Origin of the sequence: Paraburkholderia steynii, assembly GCF_900100565.1 — a bacterium.
Classification (GTDB): Bacteria; Pseudomonadota; Gammaproteobacteria; order Burkholderiales; family Burkholderiaceae; genus Paraburkholderia; species Paraburkholderia terrae.
The window spans coordinates 283,252-302,246 of record NZ_FNDI01000008.1; the positions used below are offsets into that span (position 1 = coordinate 283,252).

General features: G+C 63.1%; 18 protein-coding genes. 14 read left to right on the forward strand and 4 right to left on the reverse strand.

All coding sequences use genetic code 11. The annotated features are described in order from the left end of the window. The first annotated feature begins 7 nt into the window (after window positions 1-7). Window positions 8-1,759 (forward strand): L-arabinonate dehydratase, encoded by a 1,752-nt coding sequence (araD, locus tag BLT65_RS17135; protein WP_091779340.1) that lies wholly within the window; start codon window positions 8-10, stop codon window positions 1,757-1,759. Window positions 1,760-1,832: 73 nt separating this feature from the next. Here araD and BLT65_RS17140 read toward each other — a convergent pair whose 3' ends face one another. Together BLT65_RS17140 and BLT65_RS17145 are read right to left on the reverse strand one after the other, a co-directional pair. Beyond that, window positions 1,833-2,438, reverse strand: coding sequence for a short chain dehydrogenase (locus BLT65_RS17140; RefSeq protein WP_042316696.1), 606 nt, complete (start codon window positions 2,436-2,438; stop codon window positions 1,833-1,835). 172 nt (window positions 2,439-2,610) lie between these two features. Then, window positions 2,611-3,060 carry a DUF3005 domain-containing protein gene (locus tag BLT65_RS17145; protein WP_091779342.1) on the reverse strand — a complete coding sequence of 150 codons (450 nt, stop codon included), beginning with the start codon at window positions 3,058-3,060 and terminating at the stop codon, window positions 2,611-2,613. 284 nt (window positions 3,061-3,344) lie between these two features. Here BLT65_RS17145 and BLT65_RS17150 point away from each other — a divergent pair, with 284 nt between their 5' ends. The 4 genes from BLT65_RS17150 to BLT65_RS17165 all read left to right on the forward strand — a co-directional run bounded on the left by BLT65_RS17150 (window position 3,345) and on the right by BLT65_RS17165 (window position 6,553). Then, window positions 3,345-3,578 (forward strand): hypothetical protein, encoded by a 234-nt coding sequence (locus tag BLT65_RS17150; protein WP_007586604.1) that lies wholly within the window; start codon window positions 3,345-3,347, stop codon window positions 3,576-3,578. Between the two features lie 171 nt (window positions 3,579-3,749). Next, window positions 3,750-4,682, forward strand: coding sequence for a serine O-acetyltransferase EpsC (epsC, locus tag BLT65_RS17155; protein ID WP_042316692.1), 933 nt, complete (start codon window positions 3,750-3,752; stop codon window positions 4,680-4,682). Window positions 4,683-4,721: 39 nt separating this feature from the next. Then, window positions 4,722-5,549 carry an AraC family transcriptional regulator gene (locus tag BLT65_RS17160; RefSeq protein WP_091779344.1) on the forward strand — a complete coding sequence of 276 codons (828 nt, stop codon included), beginning with the start codon at window positions 4,722-4,724 and terminating at the stop codon, window positions 5,547-5,549. An 80-nt stretch (window positions 5,550-5,629) separates the two neighbouring features. After that, a complete protein-coding gene (locus tag BLT65_RS17165) occupies window positions 5,630-6,553 on the forward strand; it encodes a DMT family transporter (RefSeq protein WP_091779346.1) in 924 nt (307 codons plus the stop codon). Window positions 6,554-6,705: 152 nt separating this feature from the next. Here BLT65_RS17165 and folE read toward each other — a convergent pair whose 3' ends face one another. Then, complete coding sequence (folE, locus tag BLT65_RS17170; RefSeq protein WP_007745422.1) at window positions 6,706-7,335, reverse strand: GTP cyclohydrolase I FolE; 630 nt, start codon at window positions 7,333-7,335, stop codon at window positions 6,706-6,708. Window positions 7,336-7,465: 130 nt separating this feature from the next. Continuing rightward, complete coding sequence (locus tag BLT65_RS17175) at window positions 7,466-8,389, reverse strand: LysR family transcriptional regulator (RefSeq protein WP_042316687.1); 924 nt, start codon at window positions 8,387-8,389, stop codon at window positions 7,466-7,468. Between the two features lie 141 nt (window positions 8,390-8,530). Here BLT65_RS17175 and BLT65_RS17180 point away from each other — a divergent pair, with 141 nt between their 5' ends. From BLT65_RS17180 to BLT65_RS17220, 9 genes are all read left to right on the forward strand, one after another. Then, on the forward strand, window positions 8,531-9,709 hold the full coding sequence (locus BLT65_RS17180) for a 4-hydroxybenzoate 3-monooxygenase (protein WP_091779348.1): 1,179 nt from the start codon (window positions 8,531-8,533) through the stop codon (window positions 9,707-9,709). A 307-nt stretch (window positions 9,710-10,016) separates the two neighbouring features. Continuing rightward, on the forward strand, window positions 10,017-10,718 hold the full coding sequence (locus BLT65_RS17185) for a 3-oxoacid CoA-transferase subunit A (protein WP_036002191.1): 702 nt from the start codon (window positions 10,017-10,019) through the stop codon (window positions 10,716-10,718). Between the two features lie 12 nt (window positions 10,719-10,730). Next, window positions 10,731-11,390: a 3-oxoacid CoA-transferase subunit B gene (locus tag BLT65_RS17190; protein ID WP_036000108.1), complete on the forward strand. Its 660-nt coding sequence runs from the start codon at window positions 10,731-10,733 to the stop codon at window positions 11,388-11,390. Between the two features lie 143 nt (window positions 11,391-11,533). Beyond that, window positions 11,534-12,916, forward strand: a complete 1,383-nt coding sequence (locus BLT65_RS17195; RefSeq protein ID WP_091779350.1) for a 3-carboxy-cis,cis-muconate cycloisomerase — start codon at window positions 11,534-11,536, stop codon at window positions 12,914-12,916. A 4-nt stretch (window positions 12,917-12,920) separates the two neighbouring features. Next, window positions 12,921-13,712 (forward strand): 3-oxoadipate enol-lactonase, encoded by a 792-nt coding sequence (gene pcaD, locus BLT65_RS17200; protein ID WP_091779352.1) that lies wholly within the window; start codon window positions 12,921-12,923, stop codon window positions 13,710-13,712. Further along, complete coding sequence (pcaC, locus tag BLT65_RS17205) at window positions 13,709-14,107, forward strand: 4-carboxymuconolactone decarboxylase (RefSeq protein WP_091779354.1); 399 nt, start codon at window positions 13,709-13,711, stop codon at window positions 14,105-14,107. Before pcaD ends, pcaC begins: the two co-directional genes overlap by 4 nt. 981 nt (window positions 14,108-15,088) lie before the next feature. Continuing rightward, window positions 15,089-16,990 (forward strand): ABC transporter permease, encoded by a 1,902-nt coding sequence (locus tag BLT65_RS17210; protein WP_091779356.1) that lies wholly within the window; start codon window positions 15,089-15,091, stop codon window positions 16,988-16,990. After that, a complete protein-coding gene (locus BLT65_RS17215; protein ID WP_091779358.1) occupies window positions 16,987-17,793 on the forward strand; it encodes an ABC transporter ATP-binding protein in 807 nt (268 codons plus the stop codon). Before BLT65_RS17210 ends, BLT65_RS17215 begins: the two co-directional genes overlap by 4 nt. Beyond that, window positions 17,790-18,503, forward strand: a complete 714-nt coding sequence (locus tag BLT65_RS17220) for an ABC transporter ATP-binding protein (RefSeq protein ID WP_091779360.1) — start codon at window positions 17,790-17,792, stop codon at window positions 18,501-18,503. Before BLT65_RS17215 ends, BLT65_RS17220 begins: the two co-directional genes overlap by 4 nt. Window positions 18,504-18,995 lie beyond the last annotated feature (492 nt).

The window sequence follows — 18,995 nt, forward strand, 5'->3', positions numbered from 1 at the left end:
AGTCGAAGTGTCGAACGATCAGACGAAGAAACGCAAGTCCCCCGACGAACTGCGCAGCCACCGCTGGTATGGCGTACACGACCTGCGTTCGTTCGGCCACCGCTCGCGCACGGCGCAAATGGGCTACAGCCGCGAGGAATATGCGGGCAAGCCTGTCATCGCGATCCTCAACACGTGGAGCGAGATGAACCCGTGCCACACGCACTTCAAGCAGCGTGTGGAAGAGGTCAAGCGCGGCATCTGGCAGGCGGGCGGCTTTCCGATCGAGTTGCCGGTGCAGACCCTGTCGGAGCCGTTCCAGAAGCCCACCACGATGCTCTACCGCAACTTCCTCGCGATGGAAGCGGAAGAGACGCTGCGCTCGTATCCCGCCGACGGTGTCGTGCTGATGGGCGGCTGCGACAAGACCACGCCCGCGCTGCTGATGGGCGCGATCAGCATGGACCTGCCGACCATCTTCCTGCCCGCCGGCCCGATGCTGCGCGGCAACTGGAACGGCGCGACGCTCGGCTCCGGCTCCGACACGTGGAAGTACTGGGCCGACCTGCGCGCGGGCAAGATCACGGAAGAAGACTGGCAGGGCGTCGAAGGCGGCATTGCGCGCTCGCCGGGCCACTGCATGACGATGGGTACGGCGTCCACGATGACGAGCGCTGCCGAAGCACTCGGCTTCACGCTGCCGGGTTTCGCGTCAATTCCCGCGCCGGATTCGCGCCACGCGCAGATGTCCGCGAAAACGGGCATGCGTATCGTCGAGATGGTGTGGGAAGACCTGAAGCCGTCGGACATCCTCACGGTGAAGTCAATCGATAACGCGGTGACGACGTGCCTCGCGCTCTCAGGTTCGACCAACGCGATCGTGCATATGATCGCGCTCGCGCGCCGTGCCGGGATCGAACTGACGCTCGACCGCTACGACAGCATTTCGCGCCGCACGCCCGTGCTCGCCAACATCCGGCCGACGGGCGCGTATCTGATGGAAGACTTCTATTACGCGGGCGGCCTGCAGGCGATGCTCGCAGAACTGGGCGACCTGATCGACCGCTCGCAGAAGACGGTGAATGGCCGCTCGCTTGGCGAGAACCTCGAAGGCGCGCAGATCTTCAACGACGACGTGATCCGCCGCCGCAACAACCCGCTGATGCCGGACAACGGCCTGGCTGTCCTGCGCGGCAACATTGCGCCCGATGGCGCCGTCATCAAACCGGGCGCAGCCGAGCCGCATCTGCTGGTACACACAGGCCGTGCGGTGGTGTTCAAGGACTACAACGACATGGCCGCGCGCATCGACGACGACGCGCTCGATATCGACGAGAACTGCGTGATCGTGCTGCAGCACGCGGGCCCCGTTGGCGCGCCGGGCATGCCCGAGTGGGGCCAGTTGCCGCTGCCGAAGAAGGTGCTGCAAAAGGGCGTGCGCGACATGCTGCGCATTTCGGACGCGCGCATGAGCGGCACGAGCTATGGCGCCTGCGTGCTGCACGTGGCGCCGGAGTCGTTTATCGGCGGGCCGTTTGCGCTGGTGCGCGACGGCGACATGATCGAACTGGACGTGCCGCAGCGCAGGCTGAACGTGCTGGTATCGGATGAAGAACTGGCACGCCGCAAGGCGGAGTGGGTCGCACCCGCGCCACGCTTCTCGCGCGGTTACGGCGCGATGCATCAGGTACATGTGCTGCAGGCCGACAAGGGCTGCGACTTCGACTTCCTGCAACGCGATGGCGCAAGCAATGCAACGGGTGAGCCGGAGATTCACTGAAGCGGCAAGCGCCGCGCAATAAAAAACGAGCGCACGACAACGTGCGCTCGCTAACAGACGTCAATCGAACGTTCTAGTACCCGACGCGATACACGCGTCCCGTTTGCGCGCCCTCGACGCTGCGCAGATACGCCTGCGCCGCCTTCTTCGCATCGACAGGTTCGAAGCCACGGAAGAACGGCGCATAGCTTTCCATCGATTCCGTCAGCACAGTCGGACTCACGACATTGATGCGAATGCCGCGCGGCAGTTCGATCGCCGCGCCGCGCACGAAGCCTTCGAGCGCGAGATTGACCGTCGTCGCGCTGACGCCCAGGTTGATCGGCTCGTCGGCGAGAATGCCGCTCGTCAGTGTGAACGAACCGCCGTCGTTCACATACTTTTGCGCGGCGAGCACGACATTGATCTGTCCCATCAGTTTGTCGCGCAGGCCGACCCAGAATTGCTCGACCGTCATCTCAGGCAACGGGCCGAAGTGGACCTTGCCCGTCGTCGTAACGACGCCATCCACCTTGCCGATGGTTTGAAACAGCCGTTCGACGCTCGCCGGGTCCGTGCTGTCGACCTGGTGTGCGCCACGCGTCGCGCCGACTTCGATCACTTCATGCCGCGCTTTCAGTTCAGTGGCGACGGCATGGCCGAGTGTGCCCGTTGCGCCGATCACGATGATTTTGCTCATCTGCTGCTCCGTGGATGGAATTGCGCTGATTGTGCTGATCGTTTCAAACGCGAAAAAGATGTGCGTGCGACGAAGTCATGAAACCAGGAGTTTCCAATCGCATCGACATTCGTACAAACGCGAAGATGCACGACGCGCCATGCGACCAGCGTCGTGCGAAAGGGATATCGCGTCACTTGACGCGCTCGAGTTCGATCACGCGCATCGGCCGCTGATGATTGAGCGCGAAATGCACGCGCCCGCGCGTGCGTTGGCCCGCTTGCGTGCTGGCTTCATGAAAGCGGTCGTCGAAGTGCTCGACGGGCTCGGGCACCGTCATGCCCTTGTCGATCACGCGGTAGCCCGGTTCCAGCGCGAGCAGCAGATGGTTTCCGCCGATGCGGCTGTCGAATCCCGCCAGTTCCGCATACGGGTTGTCGGGCACGCTGTTGACGAGCGATGCGTTGCTGGTCGTGATCTCATCGGGGCCGATCGGCGCGTGTCCTGCGATGCGTGCGGCCTCGTGATTCTTGCTATCGGTATCCACCGTGCTGTCGTGCGTGCGGTCGTTGTGCATCTCGGCGCTACGCGCGACGTCGTTTCCCGATTGCGTCGCCGGTATCTTGCGGGTGTTGAGGCTCATTTTTACGCCCTCCTTGACTCATGCCTTCAAAGCATTGGGAGCGAGCAAAACTCGTTCCGCGTGAGCGCCCAATCACGTTGGAATCCACGTGCGACGGCGCTTAGGGCAACCCGCGAATTTTTACTATTTTTTTGGTGGACGCCCTTTTCCTACAGAGTATGATTCTGGTTCGAGTGCAGCAACGCACACAAGAGCATGACCGCTGCAGTCTCATGGACTGCCACGACACACGGCATCGCACTCGCAAAAGGACCATCTATGAGGCAGTCAGGGGCGGGTGACTCATGCACGTTGATGCTGCATTCACACATCGTGGCTACTTGCTTAACTGCGCGCCAGCGCGCGCGGGCGATGGGACTTGGCAACCGTATGTGGTCGTGTCGCGCTCCAGCGATGGCGAACTCGTCGCCAACCGCTTCTTTCCCACCGACCTCCGCTTCACTGACGAAGCAGCTGCTATCGCGCATGCCCGCGACTGGGCCGTGCGCTGGATCGATGCAAGCAGTATGACCGTATAGCACGTCATTTGCTACGCACTCCCGCACATGCAACGGCCGGCACTGCATGAGCCGTTCCTTATGCGTTCATTATGCAATCCGCACCGGCGCCCGGCGGCGCGCGCCGAAACGCGGTAATCTCTGGGGACAATTCACTTTCGTCGCGCTTCACGCGCGACTGCCGTCCTCGCCATGTCAAATGTTTCCTCCCACAACTGGGGCCTCGAACAGATCGTCGCCGAACTGCGCGCGTCGCGTGAGGAACTGCATCGCACGCGCCATCCGCGCGGCATCCGCGAACTGCCTTCTCGCGACGGCGTGATCAACATCGTCGCGGGATTGCGCGCCGCGCTTTTCCCGACGCACTACGGCGCGCCCGATCTGACCGACGAGAGCGTCGATTATTACGTGGGTCATACGCTCGAAAGCACGCTGCGGCTGCTGGCCGAGCAGATCCGCCGCGCATTGCGCTTCTTGCCGGAGCACGCGGAGACGCCGGATGCCGATCTAAGCGCGCTCGCATTCGATGTCGCGCGCCAGTTCGGCAAGCAGTTGCCGGGCATTCGCGCGATGCTGGTCAGCGATATCCAGGCTGCGTACGTGGGCGATCCTGCCGCGCAGCACATCACTGAAATCCTGCTGTGCTATCCGGGCGTGTGGGCGATGACGCACCACCGGCTCGCGCATGCACTGCATCGGCTCGGCGTGCCCCTGCTCGCGCGCTTCATCAACGAGATCGCACATTCGGCGACGGGTATCGACATTCACCCTGGCGCGCAGATCGCCCCGAGCTTCTTCATCGATCACGGCACGGGCGTCGTGATCGGCGAAACGGCGATCATCGGCGAGCGCGTGCGTGTCTATCAGGCGGTGACGCTCGGCGCGAAGAGTTTTGCCGCGGATGAAGACGGCACGCTCGTGAAAGGCAATGCGCGTCACCCGATCGTCGAAGACGATGTGGTGATTTACGCGGGCGCGACCATTCTGGGCCGCGTGACGATCGGGCGCGGCTCGGTGATCGGCGGCAACGTGTGGCTCACGCATAGCGTGCCGCCGGGCAGCAGCGTGTCGCAGGGCAAGATCCGCGAAGGCGAGCGCGGGCGCAACGACGAAGGGCGGCGCTGATGTGTGGGCCCAGTTTCATCTGCGCGGGCGCTTGAGACGATGAAACCGCGTGGGCGCGTCCAGATGCTGCGTTGCGCGCTCGGCGGCGTCGAAGCGACCGTCGCGCATACGACGCACGCGTTCGCACGTCATTCTCACGATCGCTTTGGCATCGGCATCGTCGTTGCTGGCGGGCAGCGTTCGGCAAGCGGGCGTGGACCAGTCGAAGCGCGCGCGAACGATGTCATCACCGTCAATCCCGGCGAAGTGCATGACGGCAGTCCGCTCGACGAACACGGACGCGCCTGGCGGATGCTGTATTTCGAGCCGTCGCTGGTGATCGGCACGGTGGCCGAATGCGCGGAGTCGCCGTTGCGGGAAATGGAGTTGACGCGCCCCGTGTTGAACGACGCGCAACTGTCGCTGCGTTTTGCGCGACTTTTCTCGGTTGCAGTACACGAGGCAAACGAGGGCGTGTCGCCCGACAACCTTGCTTGCGAAGAAGCGTTGCTCGCGTTGTTTTCATATGTGGGCCGATACCACGCGACGTCTTTGCCGCGCAGACCCGAACGCATCGGTCCTGTCGCGCACGCGAAAAACCGTATCGACGACGATCCCGCGTCGGCATCGACGCTCGCCGATCTCGCCGCCGAAGCCGGTATGAGCCGTTTTCAGCTGCTGCGCAGTTTCGCGCATGAAGTCGGTTTGCCGCCGCATGCATACCGGATGCAGCGCCGTGTCCTGCTGGCGCGGCAACTGATCGCCAGCGGGTCCACGCTGGCGGATTCCGCGGTCTCGGCGGGCTTCGCCGATCAAAGTCATATGACGCGCGCTTTCGTGCGGCTTCTCGGTGTCACGCCCGCGAGCTACGCGGCCGCCGTCCGCTGATCCCCTGCAATAACGTTCAAGACCGCGCGTGAGCGCGGGCCGTACGCTCGCCTCATCGTTCGATACGAGGAGGCAGTGGCATGAACGCGCGTTACGTCGGTTATTCCTTTTGCGCGCTGGCGATGATCGGCGTGGGCAGCACGGTCGTCGTCAGCAAGGCGATAGCGGGCGGCTTGCCGCCGTTCGCGGCGACGGCTTTGCGCTTTGCGATTGCGTTTCCCGTCTTCGTCGCGATGATGCGCGTGCGAAAAGTCCGCTGGCCGAAGCTCGACGCGCACGATGTGTTGCTCGTGATCGCGCAGGCGGGCGCGGGAAGCGTCGGCTATACGGTTTGCCTGATCGGCGGAATGCGGCTCGCGTCGGCCGCCGATGCGGGTGTCATCGCGGGGACACTGCCCGCGGTGTCGGCGGGTTTCGCGGCGCTCGCGCTCGGCGAGCGTCCGTCACCGGCGCTGCTCGGCGCGATCGCGCTCGCGACGCTGGGCGTGCTCGCCTGCACGGTGCGCCTCGACGACGTGGCGGCCGCGAGCGGCACGCATTCTCTCGCAGGTAATGCGCTGGTATTCGCCGCAATTGTCTGCGAAGCGCTCTTCATCTTGCTCAACCGCAAGCTGCGCACGCCTGTGCCGGCTTTGCCGCTGTCGGCGCTCATGAGCGGAATCGGCTTGTTTGTCGCGATCGTGCCCGCCTGTTTCGAGCAGCCGTGGCGTCTGCCTTTCAATGATGCGAACGTCGTTGCCGCGCTCGCGGGCGTCGTCTATTACGCGCTCGTGCCGACGGTGCTTGGCTTCGTGCTGTGGTACGCGGGCGCTTCGCGCCTGAGCGGCGCGGAAGCGGGTCTCGTGACGGCGCTCGTGCCCGTGTCGACGCTCGCGCTTGCAGCGGGCGTGCTGCATGAGCCGATCAGCCGTGCGCAGGTGGTAGGCGTCGCGTGTGTGCTGGCAGCGGTGCTGCTTGCGACGTTCGGACGGTTTCGGTCGATGGGGATGCGCGCGGAAGCGTGAGTTGGCCGATCCTGGCTTTGCTTAGGTCGCGCCAGTTCCATCAGAACCACTAAGCTTGATTTGAGACTTGAGACGCTGACCAGACCGTTGAGACAACCACGCGCTATCCGGCGCGTGGCTAAAGCGGGCCGACAATCCTGGCCCGCGACAAATCAGGTATTCGCCACGCTAACGGAAGTCGGGCCGTGGACGATCGACAGAAACTCGCGACGCGTCGACGGGTCCGTGCGGAACGTCCCGAGCATGCGCGACGTCACCATCTCGACGCCAGCCTTGTGTACGCCGCGCGTCGACATGCATTGATGCGATGCTTCGAGAATCACGCCTACACCCTTCGGCTGCAATACTTCGTTGAGCGTATCGGCGATCTGCACGGTCATCTTTTCCTGAATCTGCAGACGCTTGGCGAACGCATCGACGAGCCGGGCGAGCTTCGAGATGCCCACCACGCGATGCTCAGGCAGATAAGCGACGTGCGCGCGCCCGATGATGGGCACCATGTGATGTTCGCAATAGCTTTCGAAGCGGATGTCCTTCAGCACGATCATTTCGTCGTAGCCGTCCACTTCGGAGAACGTACGGGCCAGGATCTCGCGCGGATCGACTTCATAGCCCGCGAAAAATTCTTCATACGCTCGCACGACGCGCGCGGGCGTGTCGAGCAGCCCTTCACGCTGAGGATTGTCGCCAGCCCAGCGCAACAGCACGCGCACGGCTTCTTCGGCCTCGTCGCGGGACGGCCGGCCGGGTGCGTCGGCGGACGTTGTGTTCTTCGTATTCATCCTTCGCTCCAGTTCCAGTAAAACGCGCATCGCACGTTGCGGCATTGTTCCATGTTTCCCGGCCCTACGCCGAACAGGGATATGCGTCGCGGGCCCCTGCGGGCGTTACAGGCGGGCCTTATATCCGTCGTTACTTCGGCCACTCGTCCTTCGCATCGTTGAACAGTTCTGCAACAACGCCGCGCAGCCAGCTCGCGCGCGGATCATTGTGGAACTTGCGATGCCAGTGCTGGCGCAAGTCGAAGCGGGGCAACGGCAACGGCGGTTCGACGAGCGTGATCGACGCGTGCTCCGACACATACGCGAAGCCGATCGCGTGCGGCACGGTTGCGATCAGATCGGTGCGCGCGAGGATGAACGGCAAGCTCATGAAGTGCGGCGTCTCCAGCACGGCGCGCCGGCGGATGCGCTTTTTCTCCAGAAACTGCTCGAGCACTTCCTGGCTGCGTCCTTCGGCGCGCACGACGGCATGGCCGAGGCCGATGAACTGATCGAGCGTGAGCGGCGCGCCCGCGAGCGGGTGATCGCTGCGCATCAGGCAGATGAACCGGTGCGTGAACAGACGCTGCTGGAAGAAGTTGTTACCGGAAAGATCGGGGAAGTAGCCGACGGCGAGATCGACATCGCCCGATTCCAGCCCGCGCTCGACATGCGCGGGCGGCAGCGATACCGAACGCAGATTCGCATGCGGCGCGCGCTCGGCGAAAAGCTGCAACAGCCGCGGCAGGAACACGATCTCGCCGACGTCGGACAACGCCAGCGAGAACGTATGCGTCGACGTCGTGGGATCGAAATCCTGCGAGTCGAGCATGCCTTTTTCGATGCGAGCAAGCGCCTCGCGGGCAGCGGGAATCAGCGCGAGCGCGCGCGGCGTCGGCTCCATGCCGCGCGACGTGCGCACGAACAGCGGGTCGTTGAAATACTCGCGTAAACGGCCGAGCGCGGTGCTCACGCGCGGCTGGCTCACGCCGAGACGTTCGGCGGCGCGGCTCACGTTGCGCATGTCTTCGAGCGCGACGAGGTAGGGAATCAGGTTGAGATCGAGTTCGGCCATGCTTTGGCGCGTGGGTGCGGGAGGACACTCGCGCAGTATCGGTTATGCGTATACAACCTATCCTAAAAATCGCGTTGTCGCATATTCGGGAAAGCGCCGAGAATCGTTTGATGACTCGAACAAAAGACTCGGAGACGAACGATGCGCACTCAAGTTGCCATTATTGGCGCGGGTCCCGCCGGTCTGCTGCTTTCGCTTCTGCTGCGGCTGGCGGGCGTTGAATCGGTGGTGCTGGAAAGCCGGTCGCGCGAACACTGCGAGCATCGGATACGCGCTGGTGTGCTCGAACAGGGCACCGTCGATACGCTCAACGAAGCCGGACTCGGCGCGCGGATGCAGCGCAAAGGGCTCGTGCATCACGGCATCGAACTGTTGTTCGAGCGCAAGCGGCATCGAATCGATCTGACGGCGCTGACGGGCGGCCGCGCGATCACCGTGTATGGCCAGCATGAGGTGGTGTGCGACATGATCGCCGCTGCCGTCGAGCACCAGCAACCGTTGTATTTCGACGTGTCCGAAGTGTCGCTGCACGACCTGACGACGGACAAACCGTGGGTTCAATTCACACGAGATGGCGCAGTGCAGCGTATCGACTGCGACTACGTGGCGGGCTGCGACGGCTTTCACGGCATCGCGCGCGAGTCGATTCCCGCCGACGCGCTGCAAACCTTCGAACGCGTCTATCCCTACGCATGGCTCGGCATCCTCGCCCACGCTGCGCCGACCTGCGACGAACTCGTCTACGCGCATCACGAGCGCGGCTTCGCGCTCTTCAGCATGCGTTCGCCCGAGGTAACGCGCCTCTACCTGCAATGCCGTCCCGACGAAGACCTCACGCAATGGCCCGACGAGCGCATCTGGGCCGAGCTTCACGCGCGCTTCGAGAACGACGACGGCTGGCTGCCCGCCATCGGCGACATCACGCAAAAGGGCGTGACGCCGATGCGCAGCTTCGTGTGCGAGCCGATGCAATACGGCCGCCTCTATCTTGCCGGCGACGCCGCGCACATCGTTCCGCCGACTGGCGCTAAAGGCATGAACCTCGCCGTCGCCGACGTGCGCATGCTGTCGAAGGCGCTCGCGGCGCGCTATCGCGAAGGCCGCGACGATCTGCTCGCCGCTTATTCGGCGACCTGTCTGGAACGCGTCTGGCGCGCCGAGCATTTCTCGTATTTCATGACAAACATGCTGCATCCGTCGTTCGATGACACGCCGTTCATCAACCGCCTGAAGATGGCTGAGTTGCGGTACGTCGCACATTCCGATGCGGCGTCGCGGATGCTGGCAGAGAATTACGTGGGGCTGCCGTTTCGCGATTGATTTGCGGGCCCGGCGGCAGGCGAAGCGGCATAGGGCAAACCACGAAACCGTTGCCTTGACAAGAGATGCAGGCGCAAACCATAATGCGTCGGTACGTTCGCTAAACGAAACTGTGTTCGCATAAAGAACTTTTCGCAAGTTCGACGGGCGATAGGGATTGAAGGGCGAGCCAAACACGCAGGTCTGCATTCCGTCGTCAGCAGACTATGAAGGACGAAAGCGGACGTGGAGACCGTCCGGCGTGCGTTTCGCCAGTTTCCTGGTGAATCGTGCGGCGCGGATCGACGCGTTTCAGAGGATATTCGACATGATCAACAAGATTTTCGAGTCACTCCAGTCGGCGGTTGCCGACGTGCATGACGGCGCGACCGTCATGATCGGCGGTTTCGGCACGGCGGGCATGCCGTCCGAGCTGATCGACGCGCTCATCGAACAGGGTGCGAAAGAGCTCACCATCGTCAACAACAACGCCGGCAACGGCGACACGGGCCTCGCGGCGCTGCTCAACGCGAAGCGCGTGCGCAAGATCATCTGCTCGTTCCCGCGTCAGACCGATTCATACGTCTTCGACGCGCTCTATCGCGCGGGCGAAATCGAACTGGAACTCGTGCCGCAGGGCAATCTCGCCGAGCGCATCCGCGCGGCGGGCGCGGGCATCGGCGGCTTCTTCACGCCGACGGGTTATGGCACGAAGCTCGCCGAAGGCAAGGAAACGCGCGTGATCGACGGCAAGCATTACGTGCTGGAAGCGCCGCTGCACGCGGACTTCGCGCTCATCAAGGCGTACAAGGGCGATCGCTGGGGCAATCTGGTGTATCGCAAGACGGCGCGTAACTTCGGCCCGATCATGGCAAGCGCGGCGAAAACGGCGATCGTGCAGGTGTCGGAAGTGGTGCCGCTCGGCGCGCTCGACCCGGAAGTGATCGTCACGCCGGGCATCTTCGTGCAGCGTATCGTCGAAGTGCCGCAGGCGGCCCACGCCTCGCAACGCCCCGAACAAGCCGCCTGAAGGAGACCCGACATGAAACGACTGACCCGCGATGAAATGGCGAAGCGCGTCGCGCAGGACATTCCTGAAGGCGCTTACGTGAACCTCGGCATCGGCGTGCCGACGCTGGTGGCGAATCACCTCGACGCCAATAAGGAAATCTTCCTGCACAGCGAGAACGGACTGCTCGGCATGGGCCCCGCGCCCGCGAAAGGCGAGGAAGACGACGAACTGATCAACGCCGGCAAGCAGCACGTCACGCTGCTGACGGGCGGCGCGTTCTTCCACCATTCCGACTCGTTCGCGATGATGCGCGGCGGCCATCTCGACTATTGCGTGCTCGGCGCGTTCCAGGTGTCGTCGAAGGGTGACCTTGCGAACTGGCACACGGGCGCACCCGATGCGATTCCCGCTGTCGGCGGCGCGATGGATCTGGCTATCGGCGCGAAGCAGGTGTTCGTGATGATGGAGCATCAGACCAAGCAGGGCGAAAGCAAGATCGTCGCCGAATGCTCGTACCCGGTGACGGGCGTCGGTTGCGTGGACCGCATCTACACCGACCTCGCGATGATCGACGTGACGAAGGACGGCCTCGTCGTGCGCGAAATCTTCTCGGATATCGACTTCGCGGAACTGGAGAAGCTGACGGGCGTCGCGCTGATCGACGGCACGCAGCAGGCTCGCGCGGCCTGAGCCTCGCTTAGCCTCGATACGTAGCAGCCACGCGCGCGCAAATGCGCGCGTGACCTCGGCGCGGCGTTCGGCGACAATGAAGCCGAACGCCGCGCGCTTTCAGGCGCGACCCAACGCGCATTCATCCCAACGCACAGAACATCATGCTAGAAGCTAGCGCTCGCTTGACTGGCCTGATCTGCGGCACGCAGCCGATGAACGACATCTGGTCGCCGCGCGCGACGCTGCAACGGATGCTCGACGTCGAAGCGGCGCTGGCGCGCGCATCGGCGGCCCATGGCGTGATTCCGCAATCGGCCGTTGCCGCCATCGAGGCAACCTGCCGCGCCGACAAGCTCGACGCCGACGCGCTCGGACGCGACGCCGCGCTCGGCGGCAATCTCGCGATTCCCCTCGTCAAGCAACTGACCGCGCGCGTCAAGGACGCCGACGCGGAGGCGTCGAAGTTCGTCCATTGGGGCGCGACGAGCCAGGACATCATCGATACGGCGACCGTGCTGCAACTGCGCGATTCGTTCGATCTGCTCGACGGCGCGTTGTCGTCCACCTGCAATGCGGTTGCCTCACTTGCGCAGCAACATCGCGAGACGCCGATGATCGGCCGCACGTGGCTGCAACAGGCGCTGCCCATCACGCTCGGTTTGAAATTCGCGCAATGGCTCGACGCGCTGCTGCGGCATCGCGAGCGGCTCGACACGTTGCGCGAGCGCGTGCTCGTGCTGCAATTCGGCGGCGCGGCCGGGACGCTTGCGAGTCTGCGCGACAAGGGCGGCGTGGTTGCCGCCGCACTGGCGAAAGAATTGAGTCTGGAGATGCCCGCTGTGCCGTGGCACACGCAGCGCGACCGCATCGCCGAAACGGCGTCGTTCTTCGGCATGCTGATCGGTACGCTCGGCAAGATTGCGCGCGATATCTCGCTGCAAATGCAGACCGAACTCGGCGAACTGGGCGAGCCGGTTGCCGCCGGCAAAGGCGGTTCGTCGACGATGCCGCACAAGCGCAACCCGGTCGGCTGCGCAGCCGTGCTGACGGCGGCGGCACGCGCGCCCGGCCTCGTCGCAACGGTGTTCGGCGGCATGGTGCAGGAGCACGAGCGCGCGCTCGGCGGCTGGCAGGCCGAATGGGACGCGCTGCCCGATCTTGCGCGTCTCGCGGGCGGCGCGCTGGCGAACATCGAACAGATCGCGCAAGGACTCGAAGTGAATGTAGAGCGGCTTGCGGCGAATCTCGAGGTGACGCATGGTCTGATTCTCGGCGAAGCGGTGATGCTCGCGCTCGGCGACAAGATCGGCCGGATGGATGCACACCATCTCGTCGAGCATGCATCGAAAGAAGCTGTGAAGAGCGGCAAGACGCTCTTCGACGTGCTGGCTGCCGATTTGGCCGTCACTCAACATCTGCCCGTCGAGCAACTCAGACGTCTGCTCGATCCGGCGCATTACGTGGGCAGCGCGCACGCTTTCGTGGACGCCGTGCTGGCTCTTCATAACGCGCGCAAAGCACGCGTGAACCAACATCAGGAGTAAAGGAATGCCTTACGCCGCAGTCAATGGCATCGAGCTTCACTACCGGATCGACGGCGACCGGCACGGCAACGCGCCGTGGCTCGTGCTGTCGAATTCGCTCGGCACAGACCTGTCGATGTGGACGCCGCAGGTTGCCGAATTCGCGAAACACTTTCGCGTGCTGCGTTACGACACGCGCGGCCACGGTCACTCGGAAGCGCCGAAGGGACCGTATTCGATCGAGCAATTGACGGGCGACGTGATCGGCCTGCTCGATACGTTGAAGATCGCGCGCGCGAATTTCTGCGGCATTTCGATGGGCGGTTTGACGGGCGTCGGCCTGGCGGCGCGCTACGCGGACCGCATCGATCGTGTCGTGCTGTGCAATACGGCGGCGCGCATCGGCTCGCCGGAAGTCTGGGTGCCGCGCGCGGCGCGTGCGCGCACGGAAGGCATGCTCGCGTTGTCGGATGCTGTGTTGCCGCGCTGGTTCACGGCGGAGTTCATTGCACGCGAGCCGCTCGTGTTTAATTATGTGCGCGACGTTTTCGTACACACCGACAAGGAAGGTTATGCGCTGAATTGCGAAGCGATCAACGCGACGGATTTGCGGCCCGAAGCGCCTGGCATCAAGGCGCCCGCACTGGTGATTTCGGGTACGCATGATCTCGCCGCGACGCCGGCGCAAGGGCGCGAACTGGCGGCGTCGATTCCGGGCGCGCGGTATGTCGAACTGGATGCTTCGCATATCTCGAACATCGAAGTTTCCGACATGTTCACGAAGACCGTGCTCGATTTTCTGAAGGGGCAGCGATGAACGATGATCAACGATACGAAGCGGGCATGGGCGTGCGCCGCGCGGTGCTGGGCGATGCGCATGTGGACCGGTCGCTGGTGAATCGCACGGAAGTGACGGAAGAGTTTCAGAACTTTATTACGCGGTATGCGTGGGGGGAGATCTGGACTCGCGATGGGTTGCCGCGGCATACGCGTAGTTTGCTGACTATTGCGATGATGGTCGCGCTGAATCGCAGCGAGGAGCTTGCTCTGCATTTGCGCGCCGCGCGGAATAATGGGGTGACGCGGGATCAGGTTAAGGAAGTTCTGTTGCAGACTGCTATTTATTGTGGGGTGCCTGCGGCGAATTCTGCTTTTCATCTGGCTGATAAGGTTTTTAAGGAGCAGGATGAGGTGGATGCCGGGAAGGGTTAGTTCCGGGTAGTGGTTTGGTTTTTTGGCGAAGCCGTTGTGATTGTGGGTCACGCGGCTTTTGTTTTTGTACCGGTTTCTGCTGCGCACGCGTTGGGTTGTGTGCTTGCCTTTGCGCTGGCATCCGCGATTTGTTAGCGTGCTTCACGCGTTGCCCCTGTGCGGGGCGGCACCTACTTTTCTTTGCCGCCGCAAAGAAAAGTAGGCAAAAGAAAGCGGCTAACACCGCCAACATTTCTTCTTGCCTGAGGGCCCCCACAGGGTCTTACGCTTCACACGGCAATCACGTGACTCATGCTCGTTGCCAGCGCTCTTGCGCTGCGCCTCACCCGCTTCACGCACCCGCGCTTCACCATGCCGTGCCAGATAGTCCACGGCCGCCCAGGTGGCAAACTGTGTGTAGGCCCCTTGTGCTCCACACGCGTCACTCCGGACCGATAGCGCATGCGTTCCACCTAGTAAGAGCGCAACCCTATACGACGCGACAACCTACACACAGTTTGCCACCTGGGCGGCGCAAACCGTTCGCTGCCGCTGGCACGTGTGCGGGTGTGTGAAGTGGGTGAGGCGTCCATTCAAAGCGTTGGCAGCTAACATCAAATCAGGGCGTTGCCGTGTGAAGCGTAAGACCCTTTGGGGGCCCTCAGGCAAACACAAGAACTGGCGGTGTTAGCCGCTTTCTTTTGCCTACTTTTCTTTGCGGCGGCAAAGAAAAGTAGGTGCCGCCCCGCACAGGGGCGACGCATGAAGCACGCTAACAAATCGCGGATGCCAGCGCAAACATGGCCAAACCAAGACCAACGCCCGCGCCGCACAGGCTCAAACGCCGATGCCACCGCAAAGACAGACCACCCCCACCGCCCCGCGGCTACAAAAAACCCAAACCGCAGATCAAAAACCCCTGCAAACCAAAAACATTTCCGGTATACCTGTCGCCCGACACAACCTATCCCCAACCCCAAACCCACCCGCCGCCAGGCAAAAATGCTCCCCAACCTGCTAGTCCAATTGATCAACGGACTCGCCGACGCCTCGGCGCTCTTTCTCGTCGCAGCGGGCCTGTCGCTGATCTTCGGCGTCACGCGCATCGTCAACTTCGCGCACGGCTCGTTCTACATGCTGGGCGTCTACGTGGCCTACAGCATCGCGAGCCGCTTCGGCACGAGCAGCGTCATCGGCTTCTGGCTGTCGATGCTCGCCTCTGCGTTCGTGATCGGCATACTCGGCGCGCTCGTCGAATTCATCGTGCTGAGGCGCATCTACAAGGCCCCCGAGCTATTCCATCTGCTAGCGACATTCGCACTCGTGCTGATCTTCCGCGACGCCGCACTCGCGATCTGGGGCCCGCAGGACCTGTTCGGCCCGCGCGCGCCGCATCTGTCCAGCGCCGTCGAACTGCTCGGCCATCAACTGCCGACATGGGACATCGTGTTGATCGTGATCGGGCCGCTCGTGCTCCTGTTGCTGTGGTACGCATTGACGCGCACGCGCTGGGGCACGCTCGTGCGCGCGGCGACGCAGGATCGCGAGATGCTCGGCGCGCTCGGCATCAACCAGGCGTGGCTGTTCACGGGCGTGTTCTTCGTTGGCGCGTTTCTCGCGGGGCTTGGCGGCGCACTGCAAGGGCCACGCATGTCGGCGAATCTCTCGCTCGATCTCGAAACGATCGGCAATGCGTTCGTCGTCGTCGTGGTCGGCGGGATGGGCTCGATTCCGGGTGCGTTCATCGCGGCGCTGCTGATCGCAGAGATCAAGGCGCTGTGCATCGGCATCGGACATGTGTCGCTGTTCGGCGTCGACCTTTCGTTGAGCCGCTTCACGCTCGTCGCGGAGTTCGTCGTGATGGCCGTGGTGCTCGTCGTGCGGCCGTGGGGCCTGCTGGGACGCGCGACGTCGGCGGTTCGCGCGGCGGCGCCCGCCGACATGCCATTGAAGCCCGCAGGCAGGCCGCTCAAGTGGCTCGCGGCATGCGTGCTGGCCGTGCTCGTGCTCGCGCCGCTCGCCGCCGGCGCGTTTCCGTACATGCCCGTGCTGCTCGTCGAAATTCTGATTGCCGTGCTGTTCGCGGCGAGCCTGCACTTCATCATGGGACCGGGCGGCATGCATTCGTTCGGTCATGCCGCGTACTTCGGCCTCGGCGCGTACGGCGCAGCACTCTTTTTGAAAGTGCTCGATCTGCCGATGGAAGCCGCGCTCGTTCTCGGGCCGCTCCTCGCCGTGCTCGGCGCGCTGGTGTTCGGCTGGTTCTGCGTGCGACTGTCGGGCGTGTATCTGGCGATGCTCACGCTCGCGTTCGCGCAGATCGTCTGGTCCGTCGTGTATCAATGGGACGACGTGACGGGCGGCAGCAATGGCATTCTCGGACTATGGCCGTCGAACTGGCTGTCGTCGCCCGTTGCCTACTACTACCTGACGCTGGCGTGCGCAGTGCTCGGCGTGTGGCTGCTGCGCCGCATGCTGTTCTCGCCGCTTGGATTTGCGATGCGCGCCTCCCGCGATTCGGCGTTGCGCGCAGAGGCCATCGGCATCGACACGAAACGCGTGCAATGGGCCGCGTTCGTGATTGCGTCGCTGTTTTGCGGGCTTGCTGGTTCGCTGTATGCGTTTTCCAAAGGCACGATTTCGCCGGAAGTGATCAGCGTGAGCCGTTCCGTCGACGGACTCGTGATGGTGCTCCTCGGCGGCATCCAGACGCTGACGGGGCCCGTCGCGGGCGCGGCGCTGTTCACGTGGCTGCAGGATACCGTCGCGCGTCAGACCGACTACTGGCAGGCGCTGCTAGGCATCGCGATCCTGTTGCTCGTGATTGCGTTTCCGCAAGGAATCGTGGGGTTCATGCGCGAGCGCTTCGAGCGCGATGAAGCACAAGCAGGAGGCGGCCAATGAGTCTTCTGCACGTATCGAATCTGTCGATGTCGTTCGGCGGCGTGAAAGCCGTCGACGACGTTTCGTTCGACGTGAAGCCCGGCGAACTGCTTGCATTGATCGGCCCGAACGGCGCGGGCAAATCGACGTGCTTCAACATCGTCAATGGACAACTGCGTCCGACGCACGGCTCGGTGATGCTGGACGGACACGAACTCGTCGGCATGCGTCCGCGCGATATCTGGCGGCGCGGCGTAGGCCGCACGTTCCAGGTCGCAGCGACCTTCAACTCGATGACCGTGCTTGAAAACGTGCAGATGGCGCTCGTGTCGCGCGAAAAGCGTCTATACGGATTGTGGAAACCGGCGGCGTCGCACTTCGAGGATGAGGCGCTTGCGCTGCTCGACCAGGTCGGCATGACGGCGCATGCGCAACGCGCGTGCAGCGTGCTTGCCTATGGCGACGTGAAGCGTGTCGAGATGGCTATCGCGCTCGCGAATCGACCAAAGCTTCTTCTGATGGACGAGCCGACGGCGGGCATGGCGCCGCAGGAACGCACCGAACTGATGGCGCTGACGAAGCGTCTTTCCGCCGAGCGCCATATCGGCGTGCTGTTCACCGAACACAGCATGGACGTCGTATTTTCCAGCGCGGACCGGATCATCGTGCTTGCGCGCGGCAAGCTGATCGCGCAGGGCGACGCGGACACGATACGCAATGACGCCAACGTGCAGGCCGTCTACTTCGGCACGGGCAAGACGTTTCAGCCGCGCGCGGCGTTATCGCGCGATGGCGGCGAGCCACACACGGAGCCGCGCACATGAACGCACCACTGCTGAAAGTCGAGAGGCTGAATGCGTTCTACGGGCGCGCGCAAATCCTCTTCGACGTGAGCTTCGAAGTGGGGCGTGGCGAAGTTGTCGCGCTGATGGGCCGTAACGGCGCGGGCAAATCGACGACGATGAAGTCGATCATGGGGTTGATGGCGCGTCGTGAAGGCGCGATTCATTTCGACGGGGCCGATATTTCTGCGTTGCCGCCGCATCGGATTGCCCGGATGGGGCTCGGTTATGTGCCTGAAGATCGTCGCGTGTTCTCTGGTCTCACTGTGATGGAGAATCTCGACACGGGGCGGCAGCCCGCGCGCGTGGGGGCGCCTGCGTGGACGCCTGGCAAGCTCTTCGAGCTGTTTCCGAATCTCGGTGAGATGCCGCAGCGGCTTGGCGGGCAGATGAGCGGTGGCGAGCAGCAGATGCTTACTGTGTCGCGGACGTTGATGGGGAATCCTTATCTTGTGCTGCTCGACGAGCCGTCGGAAGGCGTCGCGCCTGTGATTGTCGAGCAGATGGCTAATATGATTCTTGAGCTGAAGCGCGAGGGGTTGTCCATTCTTCTGTCTGAGCAGAACTTTCATTTCGCTGAGCTGGTCAGTGACCGCGCTTACGTGCTCGAGAAAGGTCAGATTCGGTTTGGTGGTGCGATGCGCGAACTTGCGGGGGATGAGGGTGTGAGGAGGGCGTATCTGGGGGTTTGATGTCTGCGACGCTAGGGTTTGGTTTTCGCTTTTTGCTCGCGTCCGCGAGGCGGTGGTCGTTGTGCAAGTGGTTTTTTTGCCTCTGCGCTGGCATTGGTTTTGGTTTGCTCGAGTTTGCGCTGGCATCCGCGCTATGCCTTGGTGCTTCACGCGTCGCCCCTGTGCGGGGCGGCACCTACTTTTCTTTGCCGCCGCAAAGAAAAGTAGGCAAAAGAAAGCGGCTCACACCGCCAGTTCTAGTTCTTGCCTGAGGGCCCCCAAAGGTTCTTACGCTTCACACGGCAATCACGTGACTCATGTTAGTTGCCAGCACTCTTGCGGTGCGCCTCACCCGCTTCGCGCACCTGCATTACAACATGCCGTGCCAGATAGTCCACCGCAGCCCAGGTGGCAAACTGTGTGTAGGCCGTAGTGCCACACACGCCTCACTTCGGACCGATTGCGCACGCGTTCCACCATGTAAGAGCGCTAACGTGTACGTCGCGACAACCT